Annotated in this window: 25 protein-coding genes; 12 read left to right on the forward strand and 13 right to left on the reverse strand. The window is 71.5% G+C overall.

What is annotated here, in order from left to right; translation table 11 throughout:
• Window position 1 precedes the first annotated feature (1 nt).
• From HZS55_RS09475 to HZS55_RS09500, 6 genes are all read left to right on the forward strand, one after another.
• Window positions 2–682, forward strand: coding sequence for a DUF7546 family protein (locus HZS55_RS09475; protein WP_179911437.1), 681 nt, complete (start codon window positions 2–4; stop codon window positions 680–682).
• Window positions 683–747: 65 nt separating this feature from the next.
• Window positions 748–1,074, forward strand: a complete 327-nt coding sequence (locus HZS55_RS09480; protein WP_179911438.1) for a hypothetical protein — start codon at window positions 748–750, stop codon at window positions 1,072–1,074.
• Between the two features lie 81 nt (window positions 1,075–1,155).
• Window positions 1,156–1,386 carry an Rdx family protein gene (locus HZS55_RS09485; protein WP_179911439.1) on the forward strand — a complete coding sequence of 77 codons (231 nt, stop codon included), beginning with the start codon at window positions 1,156–1,158 and terminating at the stop codon, window positions 1,384–1,386.
• Between the two features lie 85 nt (window positions 1,387–1,471).
• The gene (locus tag HZS55_RS09490) at window positions 1,472–2,668 is read left to right on the forward strand and encodes a polymer-forming cytoskeletal protein (RefSeq protein ID WP_179911440.1); all 1,197 of its coding nucleotides are present in this window, start codon (window positions 1,472–1,474) and stop codon (window positions 2,666–2,668) included.
• Between the two features lie 313 nt (window positions 2,669–2,981).
• Entirely contained in the window at window positions 2,982–3,953 is a 972-nt protein-coding gene (locus HZS55_RS09495) for an ABC transporter ATP-binding protein (protein WP_179911441.1), read from the forward strand.
• Window positions 3,950–4,732 (forward strand): ABC transporter permease, encoded by a 783-nt coding sequence (locus tag HZS55_RS09500; RefSeq protein ID WP_179911442.1) that lies wholly within the window; start codon window positions 3,950–3,952, stop codon window positions 4,730–4,732. The genes HZS55_RS09495 and HZS55_RS09500 overlap by 4 nt, the downstream gene beginning before the upstream one ends.
• Window positions 4,733–4,786: 54 nt before the next feature.
• Here HZS55_RS09500 and HZS55_RS09505 read toward each other — a convergent pair whose 3' ends face one another.
• On the reverse strand, window positions 4,787–6,016 hold the full coding sequence (locus HZS55_RS09505; RefSeq protein ID WP_246308403.1) for an RAD55 family ATPase: 1,230 nt from the start codon (window positions 6,014–6,016) through the stop codon (window positions 4,787–4,789).
• A 91-nt stretch (window positions 6,017–6,107) separates the two neighbouring features.
• The gene (locus tag HZS55_RS09510; RefSeq protein ID WP_179911443.1) at window positions 6,108–6,773 is read right to left on the reverse strand and encodes a DUF420 domain-containing protein; all 666 of its coding nucleotides are present in this window, start codon (window positions 6,771–6,773) and stop codon (window positions 6,108–6,110) included.
• A 152-nt stretch (window positions 6,774–6,925) separates the two neighbouring features.
• On the opposite strand from HZS55_RS09510, the gene HZS55_RS09515 reads away from it, so the two are divergent.
• From HZS55_RS09515 to HZS55_RS09525, 3 genes are all read left to right on the forward strand, one after another.
• Window positions 6,926–7,345, forward strand: a complete 420-nt coding sequence (locus tag HZS55_RS09515) for a cobalamin B12-binding domain-containing protein (protein WP_179911444.1) — start codon at window positions 6,926–6,928, stop codon at window positions 7,343–7,345.
• The gene (gene meaB / locus HZS55_RS09520) at window positions 7,342–8,481 is read left to right on the forward strand and encodes a methylmalonyl Co-A mutase-associated GTPase MeaB (protein ID WP_179911445.1); all 1,140 of its coding nucleotides are present in this window, start codon (window positions 7,342–7,344) and stop codon (window positions 8,479–8,481) included. The genes HZS55_RS09515 and meaB overlap by 4 nt, the downstream gene beginning before the upstream one ends.
• Window positions 8,482–8,547: 66 nt before the next feature.
• Window positions 8,548–9,483, forward strand: a complete 936-nt coding sequence (locus HZS55_RS09525; protein ID WP_179911446.1) for an alpha/beta fold hydrolase — start codon at window positions 8,548–8,550, stop codon at window positions 9,481–9,483.
• 30 nt (window positions 9,484–9,513) lie between these two features.
• Here the strand turns inward: HZS55_RS09525 and HZS55_RS09530 are convergent, their stop codons facing one another.
• The 3 genes from HZS55_RS09530 to HZS55_RS09540 form a co-directional block, all read right to left on the reverse strand.
• A complete protein-coding gene (locus HZS55_RS09530; protein WP_179911447.1) occupies window positions 9,514–9,900 on the reverse strand; it encodes a Zn-ribbon domain-containing OB-fold protein in 387 nt (128 codons plus the stop codon).
• Window positions 9,897–11,063, reverse strand: coding sequence for a thiolase domain-containing protein (locus HZS55_RS09535; RefSeq protein ID WP_179911448.1), 1,167 nt, complete (start codon window positions 11,061–11,063; stop codon window positions 9,897–9,899). The genes HZS55_RS09530 and HZS55_RS09535 overlap by 4 nt, the downstream gene beginning before the upstream one ends.
• Window positions 11,064–11,168: 105 nt before the next feature.
• A complete protein-coding gene (locus tag HZS55_RS09540; protein ID WP_179911449.1) occupies window positions 11,169–11,444 on the reverse strand; it encodes a DUF7111 family protein in 276 nt (91 codons plus the stop codon).
• Between the two features lie 116 nt (window positions 11,445–11,560).
• Here HZS55_RS09540 and HZS55_RS09545 point away from each other — a divergent pair, with 116 nt between their 5' ends.
• Complete coding sequence (locus HZS55_RS09545) at window positions 11,561–11,839, forward strand: PadR family transcriptional regulator (protein ID WP_179911450.1); 279 nt, start codon at window positions 11,561–11,563, stop codon at window positions 11,837–11,839.
• A gap of 457 nt (window positions 11,840–12,296) precedes the next feature.
• Window positions 12,297–13,388, forward strand: coding sequence for an aldo/keto reductase (locus HZS55_RS09550; protein WP_179911451.1), 1,092 nt, complete (start codon window positions 12,297–12,299; stop codon window positions 13,386–13,388).
• A 60-nt stretch (window positions 13,389–13,448) separates the two neighbouring features.
• Here HZS55_RS09550 and HZS55_RS09555 read toward each other — a convergent pair whose 3' ends face one another.
• Window positions 13,449–13,619, reverse strand: coding sequence for an HVO_0758 family zinc finger protein (locus HZS55_RS09555; RefSeq protein ID WP_179911452.1), 171 nt, complete (start codon window positions 13,617–13,619; stop codon window positions 13,449–13,451).
• Between the two features lie 160 nt (window positions 13,620–13,779).
• Between HZS55_RS09555 and HZS55_RS09560 the strand changes: the two genes are divergently transcribed.
• Window positions 13,780–14,880, forward strand: coding sequence for a glycosyltransferase family protein (locus tag HZS55_RS09560; protein ID WP_179911453.1), 1,101 nt, complete (start codon window positions 13,780–13,782; stop codon window positions 14,878–14,880).
• Window positions 14,881–15,309: 429 nt separating this feature from the next.
• On the opposite strand, the gene HZS55_RS09565 is transcribed toward HZS55_RS09560, so the two are convergent.
• The 7 genes from HZS55_RS09565 to HZS55_RS09595 all read right to left on the reverse strand — a co-directional run bounded on the left by HZS55_RS09565 (window position 15,310) and on the right by HZS55_RS09595 (window position 23,006).
• Window positions 15,310–16,500: a DHH family phosphoesterase gene (locus HZS55_RS09565; protein WP_179911454.1), complete on the reverse strand. Its 1,191-nt coding sequence runs from the start codon at window positions 16,498–16,500 to the stop codon at window positions 15,310–15,312.
• A gap of 150 nt (window positions 16,501–16,650) precedes the next feature.
• On the reverse strand, window positions 16,651–17,556 hold the full coding sequence (locus HZS55_RS09570) for an NAD-dependent epimerase/dehydratase family protein (RefSeq protein ID WP_179911455.1): 906 nt from the start codon (window positions 17,554–17,556) through the stop codon (window positions 16,651–16,653).
• Window positions 17,556–17,978, reverse strand: coding sequence for a DUF5791 family protein (locus HZS55_RS09575; RefSeq protein WP_179911456.1), 423 nt, complete (start codon window positions 17,976–17,978; stop codon window positions 17,556–17,558). Before HZS55_RS09575 ends, HZS55_RS09570 begins: the two co-directional genes overlap by 1 nt.
• A gap of 79 nt (window positions 17,979–18,057) precedes the next feature.
• On the reverse strand, window positions 18,058–21,285 hold the full coding sequence (locus HZS55_RS09580; RefSeq protein ID WP_179911457.1) for a DUF7286 family protein: 3,228 nt from the start codon (window positions 21,283–21,285) through the stop codon (window positions 18,058–18,060).
• Window positions 21,282–22,169, reverse strand: coding sequence for a DUF7284 family protein (locus HZS55_RS09585; protein ID WP_179911458.1), 888 nt, complete (start codon window positions 22,167–22,169; stop codon window positions 21,282–21,284). The genes HZS55_RS09580 and HZS55_RS09585 overlap by 4 nt, the downstream gene beginning before the upstream one ends.
• The gene (locus HZS55_RS09590; protein ID WP_179911459.1) at window positions 22,160–22,552 is read right to left on the reverse strand and encodes a DUF7285 family protein; all 393 of its coding nucleotides are present in this window, start codon (window positions 22,550–22,552) and stop codon (window positions 22,160–22,162) included. The genes HZS55_RS09585 and HZS55_RS09590 overlap by 10 nt, the downstream gene beginning before the upstream one ends.
• Window positions 22,530–23,006 (reverse strand): DUF7283 family protein, encoded by a 477-nt coding sequence (locus HZS55_RS09595; protein ID WP_179911460.1) that lies wholly within the window; start codon window positions 23,004–23,006, stop codon window positions 22,530–22,532. The genes HZS55_RS09590 and HZS55_RS09595 overlap by 23 nt, the downstream gene beginning before the upstream one ends.
• Window positions 23,007–23,022 lie beyond the last annotated feature (16 nt).

Below are 23,022 nucleotides of genomic sequence, written 5' to 3' on the forward strand. Positions count from 1 at the left end.
CATGGCCACCGTCGACACCACCTCGCTGGCCGACCGGTTTCGCCCCGACCGCGGGACGCTGCTGTGGGCCGCGCTGCTCGTCAACACCGAGGTCATCCTCCTGCTCGCCTACGCCGCCCTCGGGTCGGCCGACCTGCTCTCGGCGCGGGGGCTCCGGCTGTGGGTCTACCCGTTCGTCTGGATCAACGCCTCGATCTGGGCGGTCGCGCGCACCGACATCGCGTCCGCTTCCCGCCGCAACCGCACGCTCGCCGGGGCGCTCGCCGTCGGCTACTTCGGCGTCCTCGCCTACACCGGCGGCCTCGTCGGCCCCGGCCACGGATCGCTCGGCCTCGACGTCGCGCTGACGAGCCTTCCGCCGGGATGGGCACCCGCCGTCACCTACAACGGGATGGGCGTCTCGCTGGTACTCATCCCCTACAAGCTGATCGGCTACCTCACTCTCGCGTATCTCGTGTACGCGACTGTCCTCGACGCCGCCGGCTCGGCCGTGACGGGCCTCCTGGGACTGCTCTCCTGTGTCTCCTGTAGCTGGCCGGTCCTCGCGTCGATCGCTACCGGCGTCGTTGGCAGCGGGTCCGGCATCGCCGCCGCGGTCTCGACCGGCTCGTACGGCATCTCCACCGTCGTCTTCGTCGCCACCGTGGCGCTGCTGGTCTGGCGCCCGTTCGGTCGCGAGTGAGCCGCTCGGTCTGTCCGTCTGCGCACTGACCGAGTTTAAGTGGTTCCGGATTTGAGAGATACCCGATGGATGCCCTCCAAAAGAGCAGTCGCACTCCCTCGCTCCCCGAGTCAAGTATCGTCCTTCTTGGAATCTTGTTTGCTACCGTCGGCCTCACATTCCGAGATTCATTCGGGTTTACTTCACTCCTCGCTGCGATAGGGATAGGTCTTGTAATCGCTGGAACGGTCTATATCGCTGTCGAAGGTCCCGAAGCAGTCCGACTATCACTGGTGTTCGTTTCACTCGTCGCGCTACCACTGCTCTCCTATGGCGGCGTCGTCCGATGGATCGGCGGGAGCATGATCGGAGCCGTCATCGCTGGTGCGTTGTACACTCGAATATCGAAGTAAGCGGAAGACTTGCGTTCTGTACTGAGCAGTCCGAACCCACACTCACGTACCTTTATCGCCGAGAGTCACCTACGGGTTCCCATGTCGACAGTCACGCTGACCTACTGCGTCCCCTGCGGGTTCCGCGAGCGGGCGCTCGACACGCAGGAGGCGATCCTCGGAAGCCTCGAAGGGGAGATCGACCGCTTCGAACTCGTGATGGGCGACCACGGCGTCTTCCGCGTCGAAGTCGGCGAGGAGATCGTCTACGACAAGGAGCGGGATACCTTCGACATCGACGCCATCGTCCGCGACGTGCGCGCCGAACTGTAAACTCCTACTTAACCGTTTTCCCGGACTACCGGGTCGGAAACTCTCCTCCCTTATACAGGGTGTCGCGGGGGCTACGTCGAACTGCATGAGCCAGCTCGACTCACCCGCCGGCGCGACGCGGCTCGTCGCGCTCCTGTGTGCGCTCGCCGTCGCCACCGCGCTCGTTCCGGGCGCGGCGGCCGCAGTACCGCTCGCGAACGACGCTCCCGCCGCCCAAGCGCCGGCTGTCGGTCAGTCGCTCGCCGGCCAGTCGCCGGCGGACCAGACCGTCGGCGCGGACGTGGTCGTCGGGCCCGACGAGACCGTCTCGGACCTAGAGGTCGTCAGCGGCGACGCCGTCGTCCACGGGACCGTCGAGGGCGACGTGGACGCCGCGGCCGGTTCGGTCCGGATCACCGGCGAGGTGACCGACGACGTGGAGGCCGCCGCGGGCTCGGTCACCGTCGAGGGCCGCGTCGGCGGCACGGTCGAGGCGGCCGCCGGCTCGGTCGAAGTCGGCCCCGACGCCACGGTCGGGGGCGACGTGGACGCCGCGGCCGGGACGGTCACCGTCGCCGGGACGGTCGACGGCGACCTGACCGGGTCGGAGACGGTCCGCCTGAACGAGGGTGCGACGGTCCGCGGCGACGTGACCTACGGCGAGACGCTCGACCGCACGGAGGGAGCCGCGGTCGTCGGGACCGTGACCCACGACGAGAGCCTCGGCTTCGACGGGCTCCAGTGGGGACTCACCCTCGGTGACCTCGACGATCTCGGCGACCTGACGGTCCTGCCCTCCCCGCTCGTCAGCCTCGTCACCGGTCTGGCGGCGCTGGTCGTCGGCGCGCTCGTGCTCGTGGTCTTCCCCGACTTCTCGGGGGAGATGGTCGAGACGGTGACCGACCAGCCGGGCCGCTCGGCCGCCGCCGGCCTCGCGACGATGATCGCGGTGCCGGTCGTCCTGCTGGCGGTGGCGGTGACCATCGTGGGACTACCGCTGGCGTTCGCCGGCGGCGCCGTCTTCGCGCTGGCGACCTGGCTCGCGCTGGTCTACGGCGAGTTCCTCGTCGGGTCCCGAGTGCTCGACGCCGCGGGGACCGGCGACCGCTGGGCCGCGCTCGTCGTCGGCGTCGTCGGCGTCGAACTGCTGGCGCAGATCCCGCTGTTCGGCGAGCTCCTGACGTTCGCCGTCGTCCTGCTCGGCCTCGGCACCGGTGCGCTCACGATCGCCGCCCGTCGCCGCGGCGGCGACGACGGGAGCGCCGAGACGCCGCCGCCGGATCCTACCCCCGGCGCGGTCTGACGCCGCCAACCCCCCAACGATTCCCCGCTGACGCTACCCTCCACTCCGAACCCCGCCGACGCTCGACCCTCCATCCGCCCTCCGCTGACGCTCGGCTCTCCATCCGCCCTCCGCCGACGCTCGACCCTCCATCCGCCCTCCGCTGACGCTACCCTCCATCCGCCCACCGCTGACGCTCGGCCCTCCGTCCACCCCCTGCCGACGCTGCTCGTCGCGTCGAACCCGTCGTCGCTTCCCGTTCGCTCGGGCCGGTCGTGGGGACACACGCCCCCGAACCGAACCGCCTTTGCGACGCGCTGCCGTCGATTCGCCTATGACAGCGACGCTCGTCGCCGAGGACGTGCGCCGGTCCTACGGCGAGACGGTGGCGCTCGACGGCGTCTCCCTCTCGGTCGACGCGGGCGAGGTGTTCGCCCTCGTCGGCCCCAACGGCGCGGGCAAGACGACGCTCGTCCGCGCGCTGACGGGGACGACCGACGCCGAGGGGACGGTCGAACTGTTCGGCGACGACCCGCGGGACGTGGACCGCGAGCGGGTCGGCCTGCTCCCCCAGGCGTTCGACCCGCCCGCCCGGCTCACCGCCCGCGAACTGCTCGACTACTACGCCGGCCTCTACGACGAGGCCCGCGAGGTCGAGGCGGTCCTCGACGACGTGGGCCTGGCCGACGCCGCCGACACCTACTACGAGACCCTCTCGGGCGGCCAGCAGCGCCGGACCTGCGTCGGCTCGGCGCTCGTGAACGACCCCGACCTGCTCTTTCTCGACGAGCCGACGACCGGGATCGACCCCGCGGGTCGCCGGGCGCTGTGGGACCTGCTGGAGTCGCTCGCCGACCGCGGGACGACTATCGTCCTCACCACTCACGACATGGACGAGGCTCACCGGCTGGCCGACCGCGTCGGCCTGCTCGCGGACGGGCGACTCGTCGCCGCCGACGATCCCGATACGCTCGTCGCGGAGTACGGCGGCGAGAGCCGCCTCGTCGTGGAGACGGGGGCCGACCCCGCCGGCCTCGATCTGCCCTACCCGGCCGAGCGCGCGGGCGACTCGCTCGTCGTCTCCGAGGTCCCCCCCGAGGCCATCGGCGAGGTGGTCGACGCGCTGGCGACCGAGGGTGCGAGCTACGACGCGCTCACCTGGTCGGAACCGGACCTGGAGGACGTGTATCTCGAACTCGCGAGCACCGCGAGCGAGTACGGCTATCGGCGCGCGACGGGGCGAACCGACCGGCACAGGGACGCGGCCGCTACGGACGCGGACGGCCCCGCGGAGGGCGAGCGATGACCCGGAGCGGCCGCGTGCTCGCGTCGGTCCGCGCGGGCTGGCAGTCGTTCCTCCGGCGGCGGACGGCCGTCTTCTTCACGTTCCTCTTCCCGCTGCTCATCGTCGTCATCTTCGGCGCGCTGGTCCAGACTCAGCCGACCGGTGGCGGGCTGTTCACCGAGCCGGCCGTCTACTACGTCCCGGGGTATCTCGCGGTGGTCGTCCTGTTCACGCCGCTGTCGCGGGTCGGCAGCGAGGTGGCGCGCCACCGCGAGGGCAACCGCTTCGAGAAGCTCGCGACGACGCCGCTCACCCGCGGCGAGTGGCTGCTCGCACAGACGCTCGTCAACGTCGTCGTCATCGGTCTGGCCGCGCTGTTGGTGCTGGCGCTCGTCGTCGGCCTGACCGGCGCTCACATTCCGCTGTCCGTCACGGCCGTCTCGTTGCTCGTCGGCTACGTCGTGGTCGGCGTCGCGCTGTTCTGCGGCGTCGGCGCGATCATCGGGTCGACCGCCGACTCCCAGGACGGGGTCATCGCGACGAGCAACACCATCGCCCTCCCGCTCCTGTTCCTCTCGGAGACGTTCGTCCCTCCCTCGATGCTCCCCGAGTGGTTCCGGCCCGCGATGTGGCTGTCGCCGCTGACGTACTTCTCCCGGGGCGTCCGCGCGACGACGATGGGACGCGCCGCGATCCCGACAGGCCCCGTCGCGCCGGAATTGGGCTATCTGCTCGTCCTCGCGGCGCTCGCGGCCGTCTTCGTCACGATCGGTGCCTGGATGCTCCCCCGGACGGACTGAGACGGGGCGACCGTCCCCGCCCGCGACTCGCTCCCACTCGGGTTCGTCGGCGTGCTATTCGGTGGTCTCGCTCGCCGTCTGGCCCCCGTCGCTCCCGCCACCGGGGGAGTCGTCGACGGACCCGGCTTCCGCGGACTCGCCCGCCGGTGGCCCTTGCCCGAACGCGCCGGCAGCGTCGCCGCCCGCTCCGCCGGGCTGCTGTCCGTCCCCGTCTTGCTGGGGGCTCTCATCCTCGCCCTGCCGGTCGGGCGGTCCCTCGTGGAGTTTGATCGTGACGATCCCCTCGCCGGCGGTGTACTCGTAGAGCGTCCACTTCGGGAGGGTGAGGACGCCGTTCATCTTGCGGACGCGGATCTGCTTCATCAGCGACCCCTCGACGAGCTCCTCGTCGAGGTTGAGTTCGACGATGCCGTCGACCATGTAGTTCAGGTCGTGGGGGAACTGCCGGTCCTCGCCGGTCACCGTGGCACCGGCGTAGATGGGGACGAACCGGCTCTTGCACACCTCCGCGCGCACGTCCTTGAGGAAGTCGTAGGCCTGGACCGGCTGGACCAGCGACCCGAACTCCGTCAGCGAGTCGACGACGACCACCCCCTGGTCCTCCATGCCACGGTCTTCGAGCACGTCGTCGATACGGTTGTGGAGTTCGCCCAGTTCGGTCGGGTCGCGGACCTGCGTGGTCGCGTCGGCGGCCGTCTCCGAGAGGAAGGCGTTCCAGTCGTTGAGCCGCTCGTACATCCGCTCGCGGTTCTCCAGGCGGTAGGTGAAACAGTCGACGATCTGCAGTTGGCCGGACTCCAGGTAGGGGAGGACGTTCCAGTCCAGCGTGACGAACTCCTGGACCACCGACATCGGCGGTTCGAGGAAGGAGACGAAGGCGGCGGGTTCCCCGCGCTGGAGCGCGCGCCAGACGAGTTCGGCCTGGATCGCCTCGGTACGCGTGCCCGCCAGGTCCGTCAGGAGGACGAACGAGTTGCGGGGGATCCCCTGCGGGAGGCTCTCGTCCAGCGGTGCCACGCCCGTGGGGACCCGGCGACAGCCGTGGAACTGGGTGAACACCTTCTCGCCGTCGTCGGCCGCCTCCCGACAGGCGACACAGCAGTACGTGTACCGGTGGCCGTCGCGCTCGGCGACCACCGGGTCGCTCGGGACCGGGAGCCGACAGTAGTCACAGCGGCCGCGGCCGCCCGACTCCTCGCCCGGTCCGCCGTGCGGCCCGGTCCCCCCTGTCGGCGTCGCGCCGTTCGGCTGACTTCCCGTCGGTGCGTTCGGATCCTCTGCCATGCGGATCGGTAGCAGGCGAGCGCGGAAAACGCTGCGGCCGTGTGCGTGCCCGGCGACCCGCCGCCCGGTCGTCGATCGCCGCGCGCCGGGATCAGGTGTCGTCGCGGTCGGCGCCCGCTTCGCTCCGGAGCCCGCGGAGCGACGGGCCGGCCGCGAGCAGGAGCGCCGCCTCGTGGCCCCGGGGAACCCACCCGTAGACGTGGTTGAGCATGACGTAGGTGACGATGCCGAGGAAGAGGCTGAGTGACCACGCCGCGACGGCGATCCGGCCGACGCGGGCGTGGGACGTCTCGCGTAACTCGCTGGGGCTGTGGGTCAGCCCGAGGACGACGGCGTGGAGGACGACCGGCACGGCCACCGCCGACAGGACGATGTGAACCGCCAGCATCGCCAGGTAGGCGTAGTAGACGGCGCCCTCGGCGAGGATCGACTTCTCGAACCCGCCGCCGACTTTCAGCAGGTACATCACGAGAAAGACCATGATGAGCGCGAACGCCGTCAGCATCGCTCGCCGGTGTTTCGCGACCTCGCCGCGCTTGATGTAGCGCACCCCGACGAGGATCGAGACCAGCGCCAGCGAGTTGACGACGGCGATGGCGTCACCCAGGAGGATGACCAGATCGTCGCTGATCGACGGGAACGGCGCGTAGGGCGTGAACGCGCCGATGACGAGCGCGTAACCGATGACCGAGAGGACGGCGGTGACCCGGCGCGGGTTCGCCCGCGCCCGCGACTGCAGGGAGTCGGCGACTGCCATACCGGATCTGTGGACGCCGTCGGTATACCCGCTTCGGAATCGCGGGTGGCGTCGACCCGCGGCGCTCCGACCTCGCCGCTCCGGCAGCGTCGGCCCCGCCGCTCGCAAAAATCACCGCAAACGTGAAACGGGAATCGGTCCAACTAGCGGCCATGAGCGCAGAGCAGGGCCAACGGCAGATCCGCTGTCTCGTCGCCAAGGTCGGGCTCGACGGGCACGACCGGGGCGCGCACGTCATCGCGCGGGCGCTGCGGGACGCGGGGTTCGAGGTCATCTACTCCGGCCTGCACCGCTCGCCCGACGAGGTCGTCCAGGCCGCCGTCCAGGAGGACGTGGACGTGCTCGGCATCTCCATCCTCTCGGGGGCGCACAACACGCTCGTCCCGAAGATCATGGACGGGCTGGCGGAGTACGGCGCCCGCGAGGACACGCTGGTGCTGGTCGGCGGGATCATCCCCGACGACGACGAGGAGCGACTGCGCGAGGCGGGCGTCGCCGAGATCTTCGGTCCGGGCGCCTCGATGGACGAGATGATCGACTACATCCGGGCGAACGCGCCCGAACGACGATGACGAGCGGGGACTCGGAGAATCCGTCCGAATCCACCGACGACCTCGACCCCCTCATCGCGGACCTGCTCGACGGGAGACACCGGGCGCTGGCGCGGACGATCACGAAAATCGAGAACCGCTCGCCGGGGTACCGGGACCTGGTCTCCCAGCTACACGCCCACACCGGCGACGCCGACGTGATCGGGATCACCGGCAGCCCCGGCGCGGGCAAGTCGACGCTGGTCGACAAGCTCGCCGCGACCTACCGCGAGGCGGGCCTCACCGTCGGCGTCATCGCCATCGACCCGGCCTCGCCCTTTACCGGCGGCGCGGTCCTCGGGGACCGGATCCGAATGGCCTCGAACGTCGGCGACATGGACGTGTTCTTCCGGTCGATGTCCGCCCGCGGGACGCTCGGCGGCCTCTCGACGGCGACGACGGACGCGGTGAAGGCGCTGGACGCCTTCGGCAAGGACAAGGTCATCGTCGAGACCGTCGGCGCCGGCCAGAACGAGGTCGACATCGTCCGCACCGCCGATACGGTGGTCGTACTGGTCCCGCCGGGCAGCGGCGACGACGTGCAGATGCTCAAAGCGGGGATCCTGGAGATCGCCGACCTGTTCGTCGTCAACAAGGCCGACCTGGACGGCGCCGACCGCACCGTCAGCGAACTGCGGGAGATGCTCCAGCTGCGCGACGGCGAGGTCGAGGCCGGCGGGCACCACGGCTTCGCCGAGACCACCGTCGACGTGGGCGGCGGGACCGGTCCCGAAGGCGGCGGTGTCGGCAGCGACGGGGCGGCCGAGGGCGCCGACGCGGAGGGGGTTGAGCCCTGGGACCCGCCGATCGTCGAGACGGTCGCCGACCGCGGCGAGGGGATCGACGACCTGATCGCGGCGATGGACGACCACCGGGCGTACCTCGTCGAGTCGGGCCAGCTGGAGGCGAAGGCCCGGACGCGCTACGCCGATGAGATACGGACGCTCCTCCGGGAGGACGCGCGCGAGCTACTCGCCGAGGAGATCGAGGCCCGCGGCGGCCTCGACGAGCGCGTCGACGCCGTCCTCCGTCGCGAGACGGACCCCTACACCGTCGCCGAGGCGGTCCTCGAACCGCTCGCCGACTGCGTGGCCGGGCGCCGTGAGTCTCGGGAGTAGCTCCTCCCTCCCCGACACTGTCCGCTGAACATCACTTATATGCGGGCGAGGCCCCAACCCACGGGTATGAAACTGCGGACAGTCGTCGGAGCGACGCTCGGAGCAGTCGGCGCGGCAGCCGCGACCAACCGGGTGCTCGGTCGGCGGGCCGGCGAACTCGGCCCGCCGCTCGCGGGCGACGCCGGCACCTACCGCTGGCGCGGGTTCGACGTGGCCTACACGGAGGCCGGCGACCCCGACGACCAGGATCTGGTCCTGTTGCACGGTATCAACGCCGCGGCGACCAGCAACGAGTGGCGCATGGTCTTCGAGACCCTCGCCGAGGACTACCACGTCATCGCGCCCGACCTGCCCGGGTTCGGGCGGTCCGACCGCCCGCCGCTGACCTACTCGGCGTCGCTGTACACCACGTTTGTCCGCGACTTCCTGACCGACACCAGCGACGACGCCGTCGTCGTCGCGTCGTCGCTGACCGGCGCCTACGCCGCCGACGCCGCCCGCGACGTGGCCGTGTCGCGGCTCGTGCTGGTCTGCCCGACCGCCGACACGGTCCCGGGCCGGCGCGTCTGGCTCCGGTCGCTGATCCGCGCGCCGGTCGTCGGGCAGGCGATCTACAACGGGATCGTGAGCGACCGGTCGATCCGCTACTTCCACGACGACCACGGTTATCACGACACCTCGAAGCTCAACTCCGAGACGGTCCGCTACGAGTGGGAGAGCGCCCACCAGCCGGGCGCGCGGTTCGCCCCCGCCTCCTTTATCAGCGGCCACCTCGACCCCGACGTCGACCTGGCCGAGGTCCTCGGAGACCTGAGCGTCCCGGTCACGCTCGTCTGGGGCGCCGAGACGGACATGCCGCCGCTGTCGACCGGCCGCGAACTCGCCGAGGCCGCCGACGTGGAACTGGTCTCCATCGGCGACTCGGAACTGCTCCCGCACGTCGAGCACCCCGTCGAGTTCCTCGACGTGGTGCGCGGAGTGACCGTCGAGTCCGGGGCCTGACCGGGTGGCTGGCCGTCACCACTTCCCGCCTCAGCGCGGCCGGAAGACGACCGCCCGATCCCCCGTCGTCTCCCGTTCGCCCACACCGATACCGACGGGCATCCCCACGTCCACGTCGTCGGGGTCGGCGCCGCGCAGCAGACCGGTCACGCGGACGGGGCCGTAGTCGACGATGGCGGTGACGTAGGGCGTGTCGGCGCTGAACTGCGGCGTCGCGACCGAGACCTCGGTGAACGTCGCCACCTCGCCCGCGTCGGGCAGCGGCGTCTCCGAGAGGTCGCGGCTCCCGCAGTCGGGGCAGACCCGCCGCGGGGGGAGCCAGCCGTGGCCGTTCTCGCACTCGACGTAGTACCCCGAATCGTCCTCGATGGCGTCGAGCCAGTCGTCGAAGGCGCCGTCTCTGGCTTTGTCGCTCACGCGACCACCTCCAGGACGTGGACGGTCGCGCTCGCGACGGTGCCGCCGGCGTTGTGCGCGACGCCGACGCGCGCGTCGCCCACGTCGTCGGCCCACGCGGACTCGCCTTCGAGCACCTTCGTCAGCGAGACGACCTGCGCGACGCCGGTCGCCCCGACGGGGTGGCCCTTCGCCTTCAGCCCGCCCGAGAGGTTGACGGGCGTCTCGCCGGTCGCGTGGGTCTTCCCGTCGCGGGCGGCGGCGATCCCCTCGCCGGGCTCGCAGAGGCCCAGCGACTCGATGGCGAGCACTTCGGCGATGGTGAAACAGTCGTGGACCTCGGCGATGTCCACGTCGTCGGGAGCGACGCCGGCGTCGGCGTAGGCCTCCTCGGCGGCCTCGCTCGCGGCGGGCGAGCGGGCGAGGTTCTCGCGGTCGTGCAGCGCGAGGTTGTCGCCGCCCTGGCCGGTGCCGGTGACCGCCACCGACGCGCCGAGGCCGTGCTCCGCGGCGTACTCGGCGCTGGTCAGGACGGCGGCGCTGGCGCCGTCGGTGATCGGGCAGGCGTCGTACAGCCCCAGCGGATCGGCGACCATGGGCGCTCCCAGCGCGTCTTCGACGGTGATCTCCTTGCGGAGCTGGGCGTGCTCGTTGGGCAGGGCGTGGTCGTGGTTCTTCACGGCGACGGCGGCCAGATCCTCGCGGGACCCGCCGAACTCCCGGAAGTACGCGCGGGCCATCAGCGCGTAGGCGCCGGGGAAGGTCATCCCGGCGCGGATCTCGTAGAGGTCGTCGGCCGCGATGGAGAGGGCGTCGGTCGCCCCCGCGGTCCCGATGTTGGTCATGCGTTCGCTCCCCCCGACGAGGATCACGTCCGCTTCGCCCGACCGCAGATGTCTGACTGCTTCGCGGACCGCCGCGCCGCTGGAGGCGCAGGCGGCCTCGTAGCGTGTCGCCGGCACGTCGAGGCCGACGGCCTCGGCCATCAGCGGTGCCTGGTGGCCCTGATGTTCGGCGAGTTCGCCCATGAAGTTGCCGTAGAACAGCGCCTCGACGTCGTCGGGGTCGACCCCCGAGTCGTCGAGCGCCGCCAGTCCGGCCTCGGCGAACAGGTCCCGCCCCGTCCGCTCGGAGTGCTCCCCGAACGGAGTCAACCCGACGCCGGTGACGCGTGGGTGGCTCATCGACTACTCGTAGGGACTCCAGCCGGTAAAAGCCGCGCGTTCACGTGTGAACCGAACGCACGATCAGTCGATCGAATCGCCGGATCGCATCCGGATCCCCCGCTCTCACATCCCCATGTCGTCGGCCGCCTCGGGCACCGGCAGGTCGTGGGGGCCGACGCCGAGCAGCTCGGCGGCGTGGTCCAGCGCCATGTCGAACCCGTAGTAGCGTTCGAGTTCGTCGCCGTCCGCGCTCGGCCGGACCTTCAGCATGGCGTAGCCCTCGACGTTCTGGGCGACCGCGGCCGTCGCCCCGTCGCGCTCGAAGGTCAGCAGTCGCTCGGTCTCGGTCTCCTCGTAGCGGGCCGTGATCCCGTCGCTCGTCGCGGTCGCGTCGGTCATTGGCGGATCTGTGGGCCGGTGATAGTCGTAGGCTTCGATCGCGCCTCGTTACGCGCCGGTCCAGCGCCCCGTCGCGAACCGCAAGAGTCGACCCGTCCCCCGACGCAGAGCCGTCCATGACCAAGTGGCTCCAGAGCGGGCGCCGCCGGGACATCTGCGTGATCCTCGCCGGGGAGGGACCGCTCCACGGCCAGGCGCTCAAGTCGCGGCTCGAATCGCACTACGACGGGCGCATCGAACCGAAGTCGTTCTACGGCGCGCTCGCCACGCTCGTCGACAACGGCCACCTCGAACTCCGCGAGGCCGGCATCCACGACGAGTACGCGCTGACCGACGCCGGCCGGCGGATGGTCGACGACCAGTTCGCGTGGATGGCCGACCACCTCGAAGATTGAGTTCCATCTGTCGTGGCGACAGTATCCGCAGCGACCGTGGGGCGTCGAACATCCTTGACCCGCTCACATGTGCTGTTTCGACCGCACTCGACAGCAAGCGCTGAAAGCCCTCGACCCGCTCGCGGTCGCTGAAGCGGGATATCCTCGGCCGCTTCGCGGCCTCGGATAGTGCCCGCTCAGGCGACCACGCAAGCGCGAGCGCGCCTCGCCCTTTCAGTCCGCCGAGGACAGCACCGCAACAGCAGACCGCCCCGCACAGCACCGCAGAAGGCCACGAACCTCCCCAACCGATTCGCTCCTGCCGTCGCTCATCCCTCGCACGACTATTTCGAGCGGTCCGCCAAGAGGCGGACACGCTCGACAGCGCGCGCCGACAGCACCACTACCGCCTTCACTCCATTGACCACCGTCGCCGCCGAGATAGTACGCTTTTCCCCGCCGGGGCCGAACCGCCGGTATGGTCACCAGGGACGCCACGTGGGCGTATCGCGACGAGTTCGGCGACGAGTTCGCCCGCACGTACTTCCGGCGGTTCGGCGAGGGCGTCGTCTCCAGCGTCGGCGTCGGCACCTACCTCGGCGACCCGACCGACGAGGCCGACGACGCCTATCACGACGCCATCGTCGAGGCGCTCCAGTCGGGGGTCAACGTCGTCGACACGGCGATCAACTACCGCAACCAGCGCAGCGAGCGCGTCGTCGGCGAGGCGCTCGAAGCGGCCGACACCGACCGCGAGGCCGTCCTCGTCGCGACGAAGGGCGGGTTCGTCCCCTTCGACGGCGAACGCCCGGAGAATCCCGGCCAGTGGATCCACGAGGAGTACGTCGACACGGGGATCGTCGACGCCGACGACCTGGTCGCCGGCCAGCACTGCATCGCTCCCGATTACATCGACGACCAGCTCGACCGCTCGCTGGAAAACCTCGACCTCGATACCGTCGACCTGTACTACGTCCACAACCCGGAGACGCAACTGGCCGACCGCTCGGCCGAGGCGGTGTACGACCAGCTGGAAGAGACGTTCACCCGGCTGGAGGAGCGGGCCGCGGCGGGCGACATCCGCCAGTACGGCGTGGCGACGTGGGACGCCCTGCGCGTGCCCGGCGACGACGACAGCTACCTCTCGCTGGCCGAAATCGTCTCGCGGGCGCGGGAAGCGGCCAAGCGCGCGGAGAACGCGGCGACGCATTTCCGGGCGGTCCAGTTGCCGTTCAACGTGGTGATGGCGGACGCGTTCACCGTCGAGGCTCAGGAGGGCTCGGAGGGTCCCCAGTCGACGCTGTGGTTCGCTCACGACGCGGGACTGAACGTCTTCACGAGCGCGTCGCTCGCGCAGGGGAAACTCGCCCGGGCGGGGCTGCCCGAGGACGTGGCCGAGCGGGTCGAGGGCGAGACGAGCGCGCAGAAGGCGATCAACTTCGCCCGGAGCGCGCCCGGCGTGACGTGCTCGCTTGTCGGGATGGGATCGCCGGCACACGTCGCCGAGAACGTCGCGGCGGGGACCCATCCGCCGCTCGGAGCCGATTCGTTCGACGCCGTCTTCGAGTGAGTACCGCAGAAGGGTGACCGTCGGGCGGTCGGTGGCGCTACGGCGGGGCCGGCGCGGCGGTCACCCGACCTTCTTCCACTTGCTGTCGCACTCCGGACAGACCCGGACGGTACCGATCTCGTCGGGGTCGTTCTCGGTCCCGAGCTCCTCGCCGCATTCGCTGCAGGCGAGGCGTTCGTAGACGTCTTTCTCGATCTCCCCCGAACGCAGCCCCTTCCGGACCGATTTCATGGCCGGGGGTACGACACCGACTCTGAAAAACCCCATGCATAGATCCCACACACCACGGCCCGGCGCAGTCGGGTGAAATCCGGGCCGTCGGACCCCGAAACCGACCCCGCGTACGCCGGAATAGCGGGCTATATGAACGTCGAGTCGCTAGCGGGCGTCGATGGAGTACGTCCAGGAGCGGGTGGCGACGCTGCACGACTTCGGCGTTGGGGCGCCCGAGGCGCCGGTCGACCGGGCGACGGTCGTGGTGCCGCTGACCGACCGCGACCACGCCAGCCTCGCCGCCGAGCGCGTCCTCTCGACGCTGGGGACGGTCGACCCCGAGTCCGTCCTCGTCGCGCTGCGGGCCGACGAGGGGAAAGTCGACGCGGTCTGCGAGTGGGTCGACTCGCTCGACGTCGACGCCGACGTCCTGTGGTGCAACGCGCCCACCGTCCGCGACCTGCTGGGCGAACACGGCCTCAACGGCGAGGCGGGCAAGGGCCGCGACGTGTGGCTCGCACTCGGCGCCGCCGCCGCCCGCAGCGACCTCGTCGCCGTCCACGACGCCGACGCGACGACCTACGGGCCCCAGCACGTCCCCCGCCTCCTGTTCCCGCTCGCCCGCGACTACGAGTTCGTCAAGGGCTACTACGCCCGCGTCGAGAACGACCACCTCTACGGCCGGCTCTGCCGGCTGTTCTACGAGCCCGCCGTCGCCGCGCTCGCCGAGACGCACGACGCCCCGCTCGTCGACTATCTGGGCGCGTTCCGCTACGCGCTGGCCGGCGAGTTCGCCGCCACGAGCGACCTGGTCCGCCAGTTCCGCCCACCCCGCGGGTGGGGGCTGGAGGTCGCCACGCTCGGCGACGCCTTCCGAACAGCCGGATTCGGGGGCACCGCGCAGGTCGATCTGGGTATCCACGAACACGACCACCGCGCCGTCAGCGGCCGCGGCGGCCTCTCGGACATGGCCGACGAGGTTGCCGCCGCGCTCTTCGGCGCGCTCGACGACGGCGGCGTCGCCGTCGACTACGACGACCTCCGCGAGCGCTACCGGACGACCGCCCGCCGCCTGGTCGACCAGTACGCCGCCGACGCCGCGTTCAACGGCCTCGACTACGATCCCGCCGACGAGCGCCGGCAGGTCGACGCCTACGCCGAATCCGTCCGTCCGCCCGAGTCCGGCGACCGGCTGCCCGCCTGGGCCGGGACCGACCTCGACCCCGACGCCGTCTGCGACGCCTCCCGACGCGCCCTCGACGAAGTGACCGACCGCTGAGTTTTGGTTTCCGGGTCCCTCGAAATCGGCGCGGTTGGTGGACTGACAACGTCGGCGCACGCTGTCGGGCGTGCTCGAACCTCGTGAGAGCCGCCCGTCGACATCGTGCGAGGGATGAGCGAGCCGACGGCGAGCGAATCGGCTGGGGAGGATCGTGGCCGTCTGCCGTCGCTGTAAGGTGCTGTCTCTGGTGTTCTCGTGAGCGGAACGAGGTCGACCGGAGGGAGATCTCGATGCGAGCGGCGACCGAAGGGAGCCGCGAGCGAAGCGAGGGTATCCCGCCCAGCGACCGCACCCGCGCCGAGGGCGTTCACCGCCCGCTGTCTCGTGCGCTGTCTCGTTCGGTAGGTTCGGCTCGGAGCGAGCGGGTCGAGGGCTTTCAGCGGCCGCTGACGAACTCGCCGTCGGAAACTGAACACCACGATACTCCTAAATTTCGCCGGCCATGGCGTCGAACAGGCGGTCGACGAACTCCTCGCGGTCGAGGCCGTCGCCGGGGCCCAGCCCTTCCATGTGCTCGACGGACAGTTGCCCGCCGCCCATGCGGGCGTGGCCGCCGGCGTTGGCCATCGGGATCTCGTCGACGACGGCGCGCAGGGTCTTGCCCATGTGGACCCGGTCGTCGCGCGAGCGGCCCGAGAGATGCAGTGTGTCGCCCTTCTGCCCCATCACGACGACCGCCGTGACGCCCTCCAGCTGACTCAGCTCGTCGGCGGCCTGGGGGATGGCGTCGGCGTTGGAGACCTCGCCCACGTCGGCGACGGCGAAGGCGTTGCGGACGTGTCGCTGGTTGATGGCGCGGGCCTTGACCTCCAGCACTTCGGCGTCGACCTGCGGGTTGGCGATGCGGTCGAGGCGGTCCTCGTCGATACCCTCGTAGAGGTACGCCGACGCCTCGAACTCGGCGGCGGAACAGCCCTTGGTCAGCTGTTTGGTGTCGGACTGGATGCCGTAGAGCAGCCCGGTGGCGGTGTCGGAGGGGAGGACCCGGTCGTCGTCCTCCCCGAGGTCCGCCTCGTCCTCCGGGGCGACGGGCTCCCAGCCCTGCTGTTCGAGGTACTCGGCGAAGATGCTTGCACAGGAGCCGTGGTCGGGGCGCACGTCGGTGAACGCCGAGCCGGTGCCCTCGCCGGGGTGGTGGTCGACGACGGCGACCGGGTCGACGGAGTCGGCGCCGGCGAACCCGCGGGGCTCGTTGTGGTCGACGAGGACCACGTCGTCGGCCAGCAGGTCGCTCGCGTTCTCGACGCGGTCGAACTCCAGGTCGAGGACGGTCTCGAAGGCGCGATTCTCCTGGTGGCGGATCTGGCCGGGGTACTGGAGGTGGGCGTCGGCACCGGTCGCCTCGGCGAACTCGCCGACGGCGAGCGCCGAGGCCATGGCGTCGGGGTCGGGGTTGGGGTGCATCAGGACCGAGATCTCGTCGCGGCCGGCGAGGTGACCGACGAACTCCGCGCCCGGCGTTCGGCGTAAGCGCCGGATCCCCCACCAGAGCGCGACGAGCACGGCGAGCAAGCCGACGACGGCGGCCGCCAGAACCAGCGGGTCCTGTTCGGCGACCGCCGCGGCGGCGTCCTGGGGCGCGACCGCCCCGACGCCACCCGCGGCTGCGTGTGGCATACCCGGGCTGTCGCCTTGGAGGGTCAAGTAGTTTCTCACTGTCTTACTGCCCGGCGAATCGGCGAAGATCGCGGTCGAAGACCGCCGATCGGCCGAATTTCGATACGGCAGCTCCGTGACGACTCGGACACCGAACAGGTTCGTCCGGGGTCAGGCCGTCCCGTCGTCCTCCGCGAGATACGCGTCGACCGCCGCCCGGTACCCCTCCCGGTAGGTCGGGAACGCGAACTCGTAGTCCAGCCCGCGCAGTGTCCCGTTCGAGACGCGCTTGCTCGTCCGCAGTCGCCGCTCGACGGTCTCCGAGAGGTCCTCGGCGGCGAGCCGCTCTTCGATCGTCCGCTTGGGCGGTTCGGGCTCGCCGCATTCCCCCGCCAGCCAGTCGGCGAACTCCCACTTGGCGACCGGCTCGTCGTCGACGACGTTGACCGCCTCGCCGCGGGCCAGGTCCGATTCGAGCAGGTACCGCACCGCGCCCGCGGCGTCGTCGCGGTGGACCATGTTCAGGTACCCCTCCGTCACCGGCCCCTCGACGTAGCGGCTCAGCCGGTACCGATCCGGGCCGTACAGCCCTGCGTACCGAGCGACCGTGCCGTCGACGCCGTACTCCGCGGGCCGCTCGACGGCGATCCGCTCGGCCGCCGCGAGCACCTCCGTCTTCCCCGTCGTCGGCTCGATGGCCGTCCCCTCGTCCACCCAGTCGCCGTCGTGGTCGCCGTATACGCCCGTGCTCGACGTATACACGACGCGGTCGGGGGCGTCGTCGCGCCCACAGAAGTGGTCGACGGCGGTCTGCAGTCCCTCGATGTACACCTCGCGGGCCGCTTGCGCGCCGCGACCGCCGCTGCTGGCCGCGAAGACCACGGCGTCGGCGTCGGGCACCGCCGCCAGCGCATCGCCGTCGGTCACGTCCGCCTGCACACCCGCGAAACCGGCCGCCTCGACCGCATCGACGCCGGATTCGGAGCGGCGGACGCCCACCGCGTCGTGGCCCGACGCGGTCAGCTGCCGACCCAGTTCGATCCCGACGTAGCCACAGCCGAGGATAGCGACGCGCATTATCGGGCTTCGAGGAACTGGTGGATCGCCGCGTACTCGGCGAGCGTGATCGGGTACCGGCCCTCCACCTTCTGCTGGATCTCCTTGGGATCCATCTCGTCGTCCAGCCCCGCGGCGACGGCGTCGACGTCGACGACCGCGGTGGTCATCCCCATCAGCAGGATGTCCAACGCCTCCAGCTTGATCGTCTCGCCGTCCGGCCGGTCGGGGTCGGCCGCCAGGACCGCCGACGCGGCCTCCAGCGTCAGCTCCGGCCGGTCGCCGGCGGCGATCGCTTCGACGACCGCCCGGTCGACGCCCGACCGCGAGACGACCGTGTCGGTCCCCACCGACTCGACCGTCGCTGCCAGTACCTCCCCGTACGCGCTCCGTAACTCCTCGGGCGACCGCTCGCCCGCCGACTCGAACTCGCCTCTGAGCATACCCGTCCTTCGCGGTCGGCCTACAAGTCAGTGTCACTCTCGACCGGCCCCGGATCGGCTCGGTTCGTCGACTCGTGAGTCACTGACCCTGCCTCCAGTCCGGACATTCGCCGGTCGGATCGTATTCGTACCGCTCGCTCGGCGCGCAGTCCCGCTCGTCGGTTCCGCCGCTCCCATCGACCGACAGCGGATACGTCTCGCCGGTCCACGGACGCTCTCGGGGGTCCGGCCCCGGGATCGGCCACCCCTTCGACTGCTCGATCGAGTTGCCGTCGATGTCCCCGACGCCCGTGCCGCCGGGCGGGACGACCACCGTCACCGCCGTCCGGGTCGTGAACGTCACCTTCGAGGAGCGACCGAGTACCTCCGAGGCGCCGTCGCCGTCCAGATCCAGCGTCGCGTTCCCGCCGTCGCGGACGTACTGCAGCGACGCGTCACCGACGGCGGGCGTCCGCCGCGGCACCTCGACGGCGAAGCGGGCGTACTGGCCCCGGACCGTCACCGACCAGACGTTCGTCGTCACCCACCAGGTCGCGACGGGCGGCGCCACCGGTAACCCGGCCGGGATCTCGGTGACGGACTCGTTGAACCGTTTCGCCGCCGTCTCCGAAATCTTCGATTTGACCGCCTGCCCCACCACGTCCTTCACCCCGGTCGCGACGGTCGTCACCGCCGTCCCCGACACCTTCCCCCGCTTCGACTCCAGCGCGTCGTACAGGCCGGTCCGTACCTGCAACCGCACCCAGTCGCGCCGGATCGTCGTCCACTCCTCCTCGGCCCGCCGCGCCGCGGCGGCGACGATCGGGTCGACGACCGACCCGTTCGACATCGCGAGCGCCCGCGCGTCGAGCGAGCTCCACCGGTCTACCCCCGACTCGACGATGGCCTCGCGGTCGGTCGAGGCGTTGCCGACGCCCGCCGACGCCAGCTCCGCCGCGAGTTCCCCCTCGACCGCCGCGACCGTGTCGTTTAGTTCCGCCTGCAGGCGATCGCGGCGCTCCCTGACGGTGGCGTTGGGCCGGTAGTCGAGCGTCCGGTTGGCCGCCCGGAGCGCCCGAGCGGCCGTCGAGAGCCGGCGCTCCCGGCTCGTCCCGCCGGGGAGGAGCGCGCTCAGCGCCACGTCCGTCGCGTCGGCGAAGGGGATACTGAAGTAGTTCACGTTCCGGGTAGTCAGCGGATGCGTGTCGTTGTCGACGGCCGTCACCTGGTCCGGTGTGACCTTCGCCAGCGTCAGGTACGGCGGCGCACCGTCGACCGAATACTCCAGATTCGGGCCGTCGCTGCTCGCTCCGGCACCTGCACCGGCTCCGCCCGATCCGGGCCCACCGCCGGGGCCGGCGTCGCGCTCGTCGGCCCGTCGGGCGTCGTAACTCGACCGCAGCCGCGACAGCGACGGGCCGCCGACCGTCCCGATCGCGCTCTCGAACGCGCTCTCGCGTTTCGACCGCTGGTCCGCCCGTCGTTCCACTCGATCGACCACCGACGAGAGATAGCGCCCGCGGACGGCCGCTCGGGCCTTGGCGGCGACGCTATCGTACGTGGCCGGCGCGTCGACGAGCTCACCCCGCCGCTCGCGTAGCTGCGCGGCCAGCTCCGCGGCCGGCCTCGCTTCGTGTGTCCCCATCCGGCCGCGCGCGACCGAGACGGACGCCTCCCGGACCGTTCGGCGTAGCTCGATCAGGTCCCGGTAGACCCACTGCGACAGCTCCCCGGGCCACTCGCCGTCGATCCGCGTCGGCGTCTCCGAGAGCGTACCGCGCGCCGCGCGCCCGGCGAGCGCGTCCGGCCCGCCCGCGAACTCGACCGCATCGTCGACCTTCGGCGGCACGTCGGCGAGATTGGGGCCGCCGAACCGGCCGCCCCGCTCGTGGACGGACGGGATGGGATGGTCCGGGGCGTGGGGCGTCGGCGCGTGGCGTCCGACGACGGCCACACGAACCCGTTTCGTCTCGGTGCTCGTCCGCGTCGTCGAGTTGAACGAGCCGTTGTGATGCCACACCGCCCTCCGCTCGTGGCGCAGCCGCACCGTCCGGACGTAGGTCGCCAGCCGGTGGTACCCCGACGGGTCCGAGACGGTCGGGCCGCCCGTCGCGTTCGATACGCCGACCACGTCGGTGTCCGTCGACTCAACGCGGAACTGCCAGTCGTCGCCCGACGGCGGATCCGGCCGGGCGGGCGTCCCGCCGCCGACCCGCTCGGTCGCCGCCAGCGTCCGAACGTCGGCGCCGTACACGGAGTCGATCGTCCCGTTGACCCGGCCGTCGCGGACGAACTCCCGGTAGGCCCTGTCCGCCGAGAGCCCGACGGAGACGTTCACCGTCTCGTTCGGTGCCGGCGCGTCGGTCCCGCCCGAGGCGAGTCCCGGGACGCCCGCGCTCTCCGAGGGGCCCCCGGCGGTCCGAATGCCCTCGCGGAGGAGCTTGTTCGTCGAGTCCTCGCTCGGGCCGTGGGTCGCGACCACCTCCTGCAGCCCGACGCGAGCGATCGCGGTTCCGAGCGCGTCGCGTCCGTCCGGGTCGCTCGCGCCGAAGACCGCGCGCTGCTCGTCGAGCACCGCCCCGTTGGTCATCAGCTCGACGTGACGGTTCGCGACGACGTTTTCGATCGGTGCGCCACCGTACTGGGCGTAGCCGCGCGCCCAGGCCACCGCGTACAGCCGGACGGTCAGCCGCTGGCCCAGTCCGGGCTTCGAGACCCCGCGCTTGAGCCGCTCCTGGTAGGTCTCGACGCGCTCGTGGACGGCCAGCACCGGCGTCGGGACGATGACCGAGAACGATCGGCGTTCGGTGCCGACCACGCGACCGTCCCGGGTCGCCTCGACGGTGACATTCGAGAGCCTGACCCGGAGCTTCGTCCCGTCGGGGCCGGCCCGTTCGACGCTCACTCGTTCCATCGCCGCCCGGAGCGCCTCCGGCGTCGGCGTCGGGGCCAGCGACGCGTTCGCCCGAACCCCGCGGTGGGTTCGGGCGACCGTCCGCAGTCGCTCCCGGGCGGCGCGGTAGATCCGGACCCTCAGCGCGTCCCTGAACGCCGTCTCTGGGTCGAGCAGCGCCCCCCACTGGTTGTTCGCCGGCGTCAGGACGGGGTCGCTGGCGGCGGCGACGCCCGCCTCGGCGACGGCCGTTCGGACCGCCGCGCGGGCGTCGGCGGTCGTCCGCTCGACGGCCAGGTCGACCGCCGGCTCGGGCGTCGGCTGCGGGCGGTCGACCGCGCTGGCGAACAGCGCGCTCGACAGCACCAGCAGGACGCCGACGAGCGCGAACGGGACGCGACCGCGCGTTCCGACCTCGAACCCGTCCCGAGTCACCGCGACCACGTCCTGACGACGATCCGAACCCGATGGGCTCGCACCGCCCCGGCGGCTTCCGCCGGCGAATCGTACCGTCGCCCCAGATCCCTCGACAGCCGCGCCGCGAGCGCACCCGACAGTCTCCGGTTCGCCCGCTCGACGTCCTCGGGCGTCAGGAAATCCGTCGCATCGACGCCCAGCACGGAGGAGGCCCGCCGGTAGCGGTGGGCGACCAGCGCCCGGTCCGGCCCCTCGCTGTAGAGCGCGTCTCGCGTCTCGTTCGGCTGGAACAGGCCCGCGACCACGGCGTCGGCGAGCACCGTCGCGACGCCGTCGAAGCCGGTCGTCCGCGCCGCCCGTTCCGCCGCGGCCGAGACGTTCGCCACTCCGCTCGCGGCGGCGACGGTCGCGACCGACACGTCGGCGTCGCGGGGCGGTGCGTCGCCCGCGGTGAACGACGACCGCAACGTCGCGTCCGGGTAGGGGCGCCAGGTCACCGCGACCTGGGCGTTCGCTTCTCGCGTGTGCAGGACGCGCCGGGTCGCGTTCCGGCTTCCCGCCCGCAGGTCCCCGCCCATCCCGGTGAGGGACGATTCTCCGAGCGCCGGGTCGGCCACCGCGGCCGCCGCGAGCAACTCCGCGTACGTGGCGCTCGCCGTCCGGTCGACGGTGACCGAGACGGTCTCGTCGCCGTCCAGTAGCGCCGACGACGGGACCCGCGCCGAGCGCGTGTAGGTCACCTCGGTCGTGGTCGTCGCCAGCAGGTCCGCCGTCTCCTCGGCGACGCGGTTCCCGTCCGGTGCCCGCCGGTCACCGACGCCCGCGAGCGTCCCGACGGCGACGCCGATTAGCAGGACGAAGAGTACGGTGTCCAGCGCTGTGCTCGACGCTCTCAGGTCCATACGCGCACCTCCAGCCGACCGGGTTCGACCCGGCCGGGGCCCGTATCGACACTCACTCGCCGACGCGCGGTGTCCGCCGTCCCCGGTGCGGTCGGGCCGGCCCGTTCGGTCCGGTTCCCGACGGCGAGCGTGGCGTTGACCCGGTAGCCGTCGGGGCCGCGGTCGAGCGCGGCGGCGAGCCGGTCGGGCCGGGCGACGCCGCCGACGGTCAGCGCGCGTTCGACCCGGTCGGCGGCCGCCTCGGCGTGGTTCCGCTCGACCGGTCCCGGGAGGTTCGTCTCGAAGGCGCCGGCGTAGAGCGCCAGCGCCAGGGCGACGACGACCACCGCGACGACCGCCGCCAGCGGCTCGGTCTGGGCCTCACGCCCCGACGAGCGTCGCATTCGTGTCCCCCCAGCTCACTCGTCTGACGAGCAGCGTCTCCGGCGCGGGCCGCCACGACGGCTCGGTCGTCCGCGAGCGGTCGAGCACTCGCGCGAACGTCGACTCGCTTCGGAACACGCGTTCGGGCGGGACGCCGCGGAGGACGCGCCGGAGTCGGTCGCCGTCGCCACCTGCAACTCGGACCACGGGGCCGTACGCGAGCGACGCGTGAGCGTCGCCGCCGGGACCGCGCAGGCCGACCCGGTGAGCACCGATCCGGATCCCCCGGGCGTCGACCGGGTGTCGAGCCGTCGCCTCGTGCGGGCTGGCGGCGACGCTGTCGATCGTGTGGGCGACGGGTTTCGCGTCGGGCGGCGGCGCCGTCGGGACCCGCAGCGCGAAGCCCAGGATCCCGGCGCTCACGACCGCGAGCCCGAGCCAGACGTAGGTCGATTCCACGGCGGTGTCGAACATGGGTCGGGCTGGTCGC

Origin of the sequence: Halosimplex rubrum (assembly GCF_013415885.1) — an archaeon.
Taxonomy (GTDB): domain Archaea; phylum Halobacteriota; class Halobacteria; order Halobacteriales; family Haloarculaceae; genus Halosimplex; species Halosimplex rubrum.

Coding starts and splice junctions, on each gene's coding strand:
- HZS55_RS09495 (WP_179911441.1), top strand. CDS start 2,982: ATGACAGCGACGCTCGTCGCCGAGGACGTGCGCCGGTCCTACGGCGAG.
- HZS55_RS09515 (WP_179911444.1), top strand. CDS start 6,926: ATGAGCGCAGAGCAGGGCCAACGGCAGATCCGCTGTCTCGTCGCCAAG.
- HZS55_RS09595 (WP_179911460.1), bottom strand. CDS start 23,006: ATGTTCGACACCGCCGTGGAATCGACCTACGTCTGGCTCGGGCTCGCG.
- HZS55_RS09485 (WP_179911439.1), top strand. CDS start 1,156: ATGTCGACAGTCACGCTGACCTACTGCGTCCCCTGCGGGTTCCGCGAG.
- HZS55_RS09560 (WP_179911453.1), top strand. CDS start 13,780: ATGGAGTACGTCCAGGAGCGGGTGGCGACGCTGCACGACTTCGGCGTT.
- HZS55_RS09480 (WP_179911438.1), top strand. CDS start 748: ATGGATGCCCTCCAAAAGAGCAGTCGCACTCCCTCGCTCCCCGAGTCA.
- HZS55_RS09540 (WP_179911449.1), bottom strand. CDS start 11,444: ATGACCGACGCGACCGCGACGAGCGACGGGATCACGGCCCGCTACGAG.
- HZS55_RS09525 (WP_179911446.1), top strand. CDS start 8,548: ATGAAACTGCGGACAGTCGTCGGAGCGACGCTCGGAGCAGTCGGCGCG.
- meaB (WP_179911445.1), top strand. CDS start 7,342: ATGACGAGCGGGGACTCGGAGAATCCGTCCGAATCCACCGACGACCTC.
- HZS55_RS09505 (WP_246308403.1), bottom strand. CDS start 6,016: ATGGCAGAGGATCCGAACGCACCGACGGGAAGTCAGCCGAACGGCGCG.
- HZS55_RS09475 (WP_179911437.1), top strand. CDS start 2: ATGGCCACCGTCGACACCACCTCGCTGGCCGACCGGTTTCGCCCCGAC.
- HZS55_RS09570 (WP_179911455.1), bottom strand. CDS start 17,556: ATGCGCGTCGCTATCCTCGGCTGTGGCTACGTCGGGATCGAACTGGGT.
- HZS55_RS09500 (WP_179911442.1), top strand. CDS start 3,950: ATGACCCGGAGCGGCCGCGTGCTCGCGTCGGTCCGCGCGGGCTGGCAG.
- HZS55_RS09535 (WP_179911448.1), bottom strand. CDS start 11,063: ATGAGCCACCCACGCGTCACCGGCGTCGGGTTGACTCCGTTCGGGGAG.
- HZS55_RS09490 (WP_179911440.1), top strand. CDS start 1,472: ATGAGCCAGCTCGACTCACCCGCCGGCGCGACGCGGCTCGTCGCGCTC.
- HZS55_RS09545 (WP_179911450.1), top strand. CDS start 11,561: ATGACCAAGTGGCTCCAGAGCGGGCGCCGCCGGGACATCTGCGTGATC.
- HZS55_RS09590 (WP_179911459.1), bottom strand. CDS start 22,552: ATGCGACGCTCGTCGGGGCGTGAGGCCCAGACCGAGCCGCTGGCGGCG.
- HZS55_RS09575 (WP_179911456.1), bottom strand. CDS start 17,978: ATGCTCAGAGGCGAGTTCGAGTCGGCGGGCGAGCGGTCGCCCGAGGAG.
- HZS55_RS09585 (WP_179911458.1), bottom strand. CDS start 22,169: ATGGACCTGAGAGCGTCGAGCACAGCGCTGGACACCGTACTCTTCGTC.
- HZS55_RS09510 (WP_179911443.1), bottom strand. CDS start 6,773: ATGGCAGTCGCCGACTCCCTGCAGTCGCGGGCGCGGGCGAACCCGCGC.
- HZS55_RS09565 (WP_179911454.1), bottom strand. CDS start 16,500: ATGCCACACGCAGCCGCGGGTGGCGTCGGGGCGGTCGCGCCCCAGGAC.
- HZS55_RS09550 (WP_179911451.1), top strand. CDS start 12,297: ATGGTCACCAGGGACGCCACGTGGGCGTATCGCGACGAGTTCGGCGAC.
- HZS55_RS09555 (WP_179911452.1), bottom strand. CDS start 13,619: ATGAAATCGGTCCGGAAGGGGCTGCGTTCGGGGGAGATCGAGAAAGAC.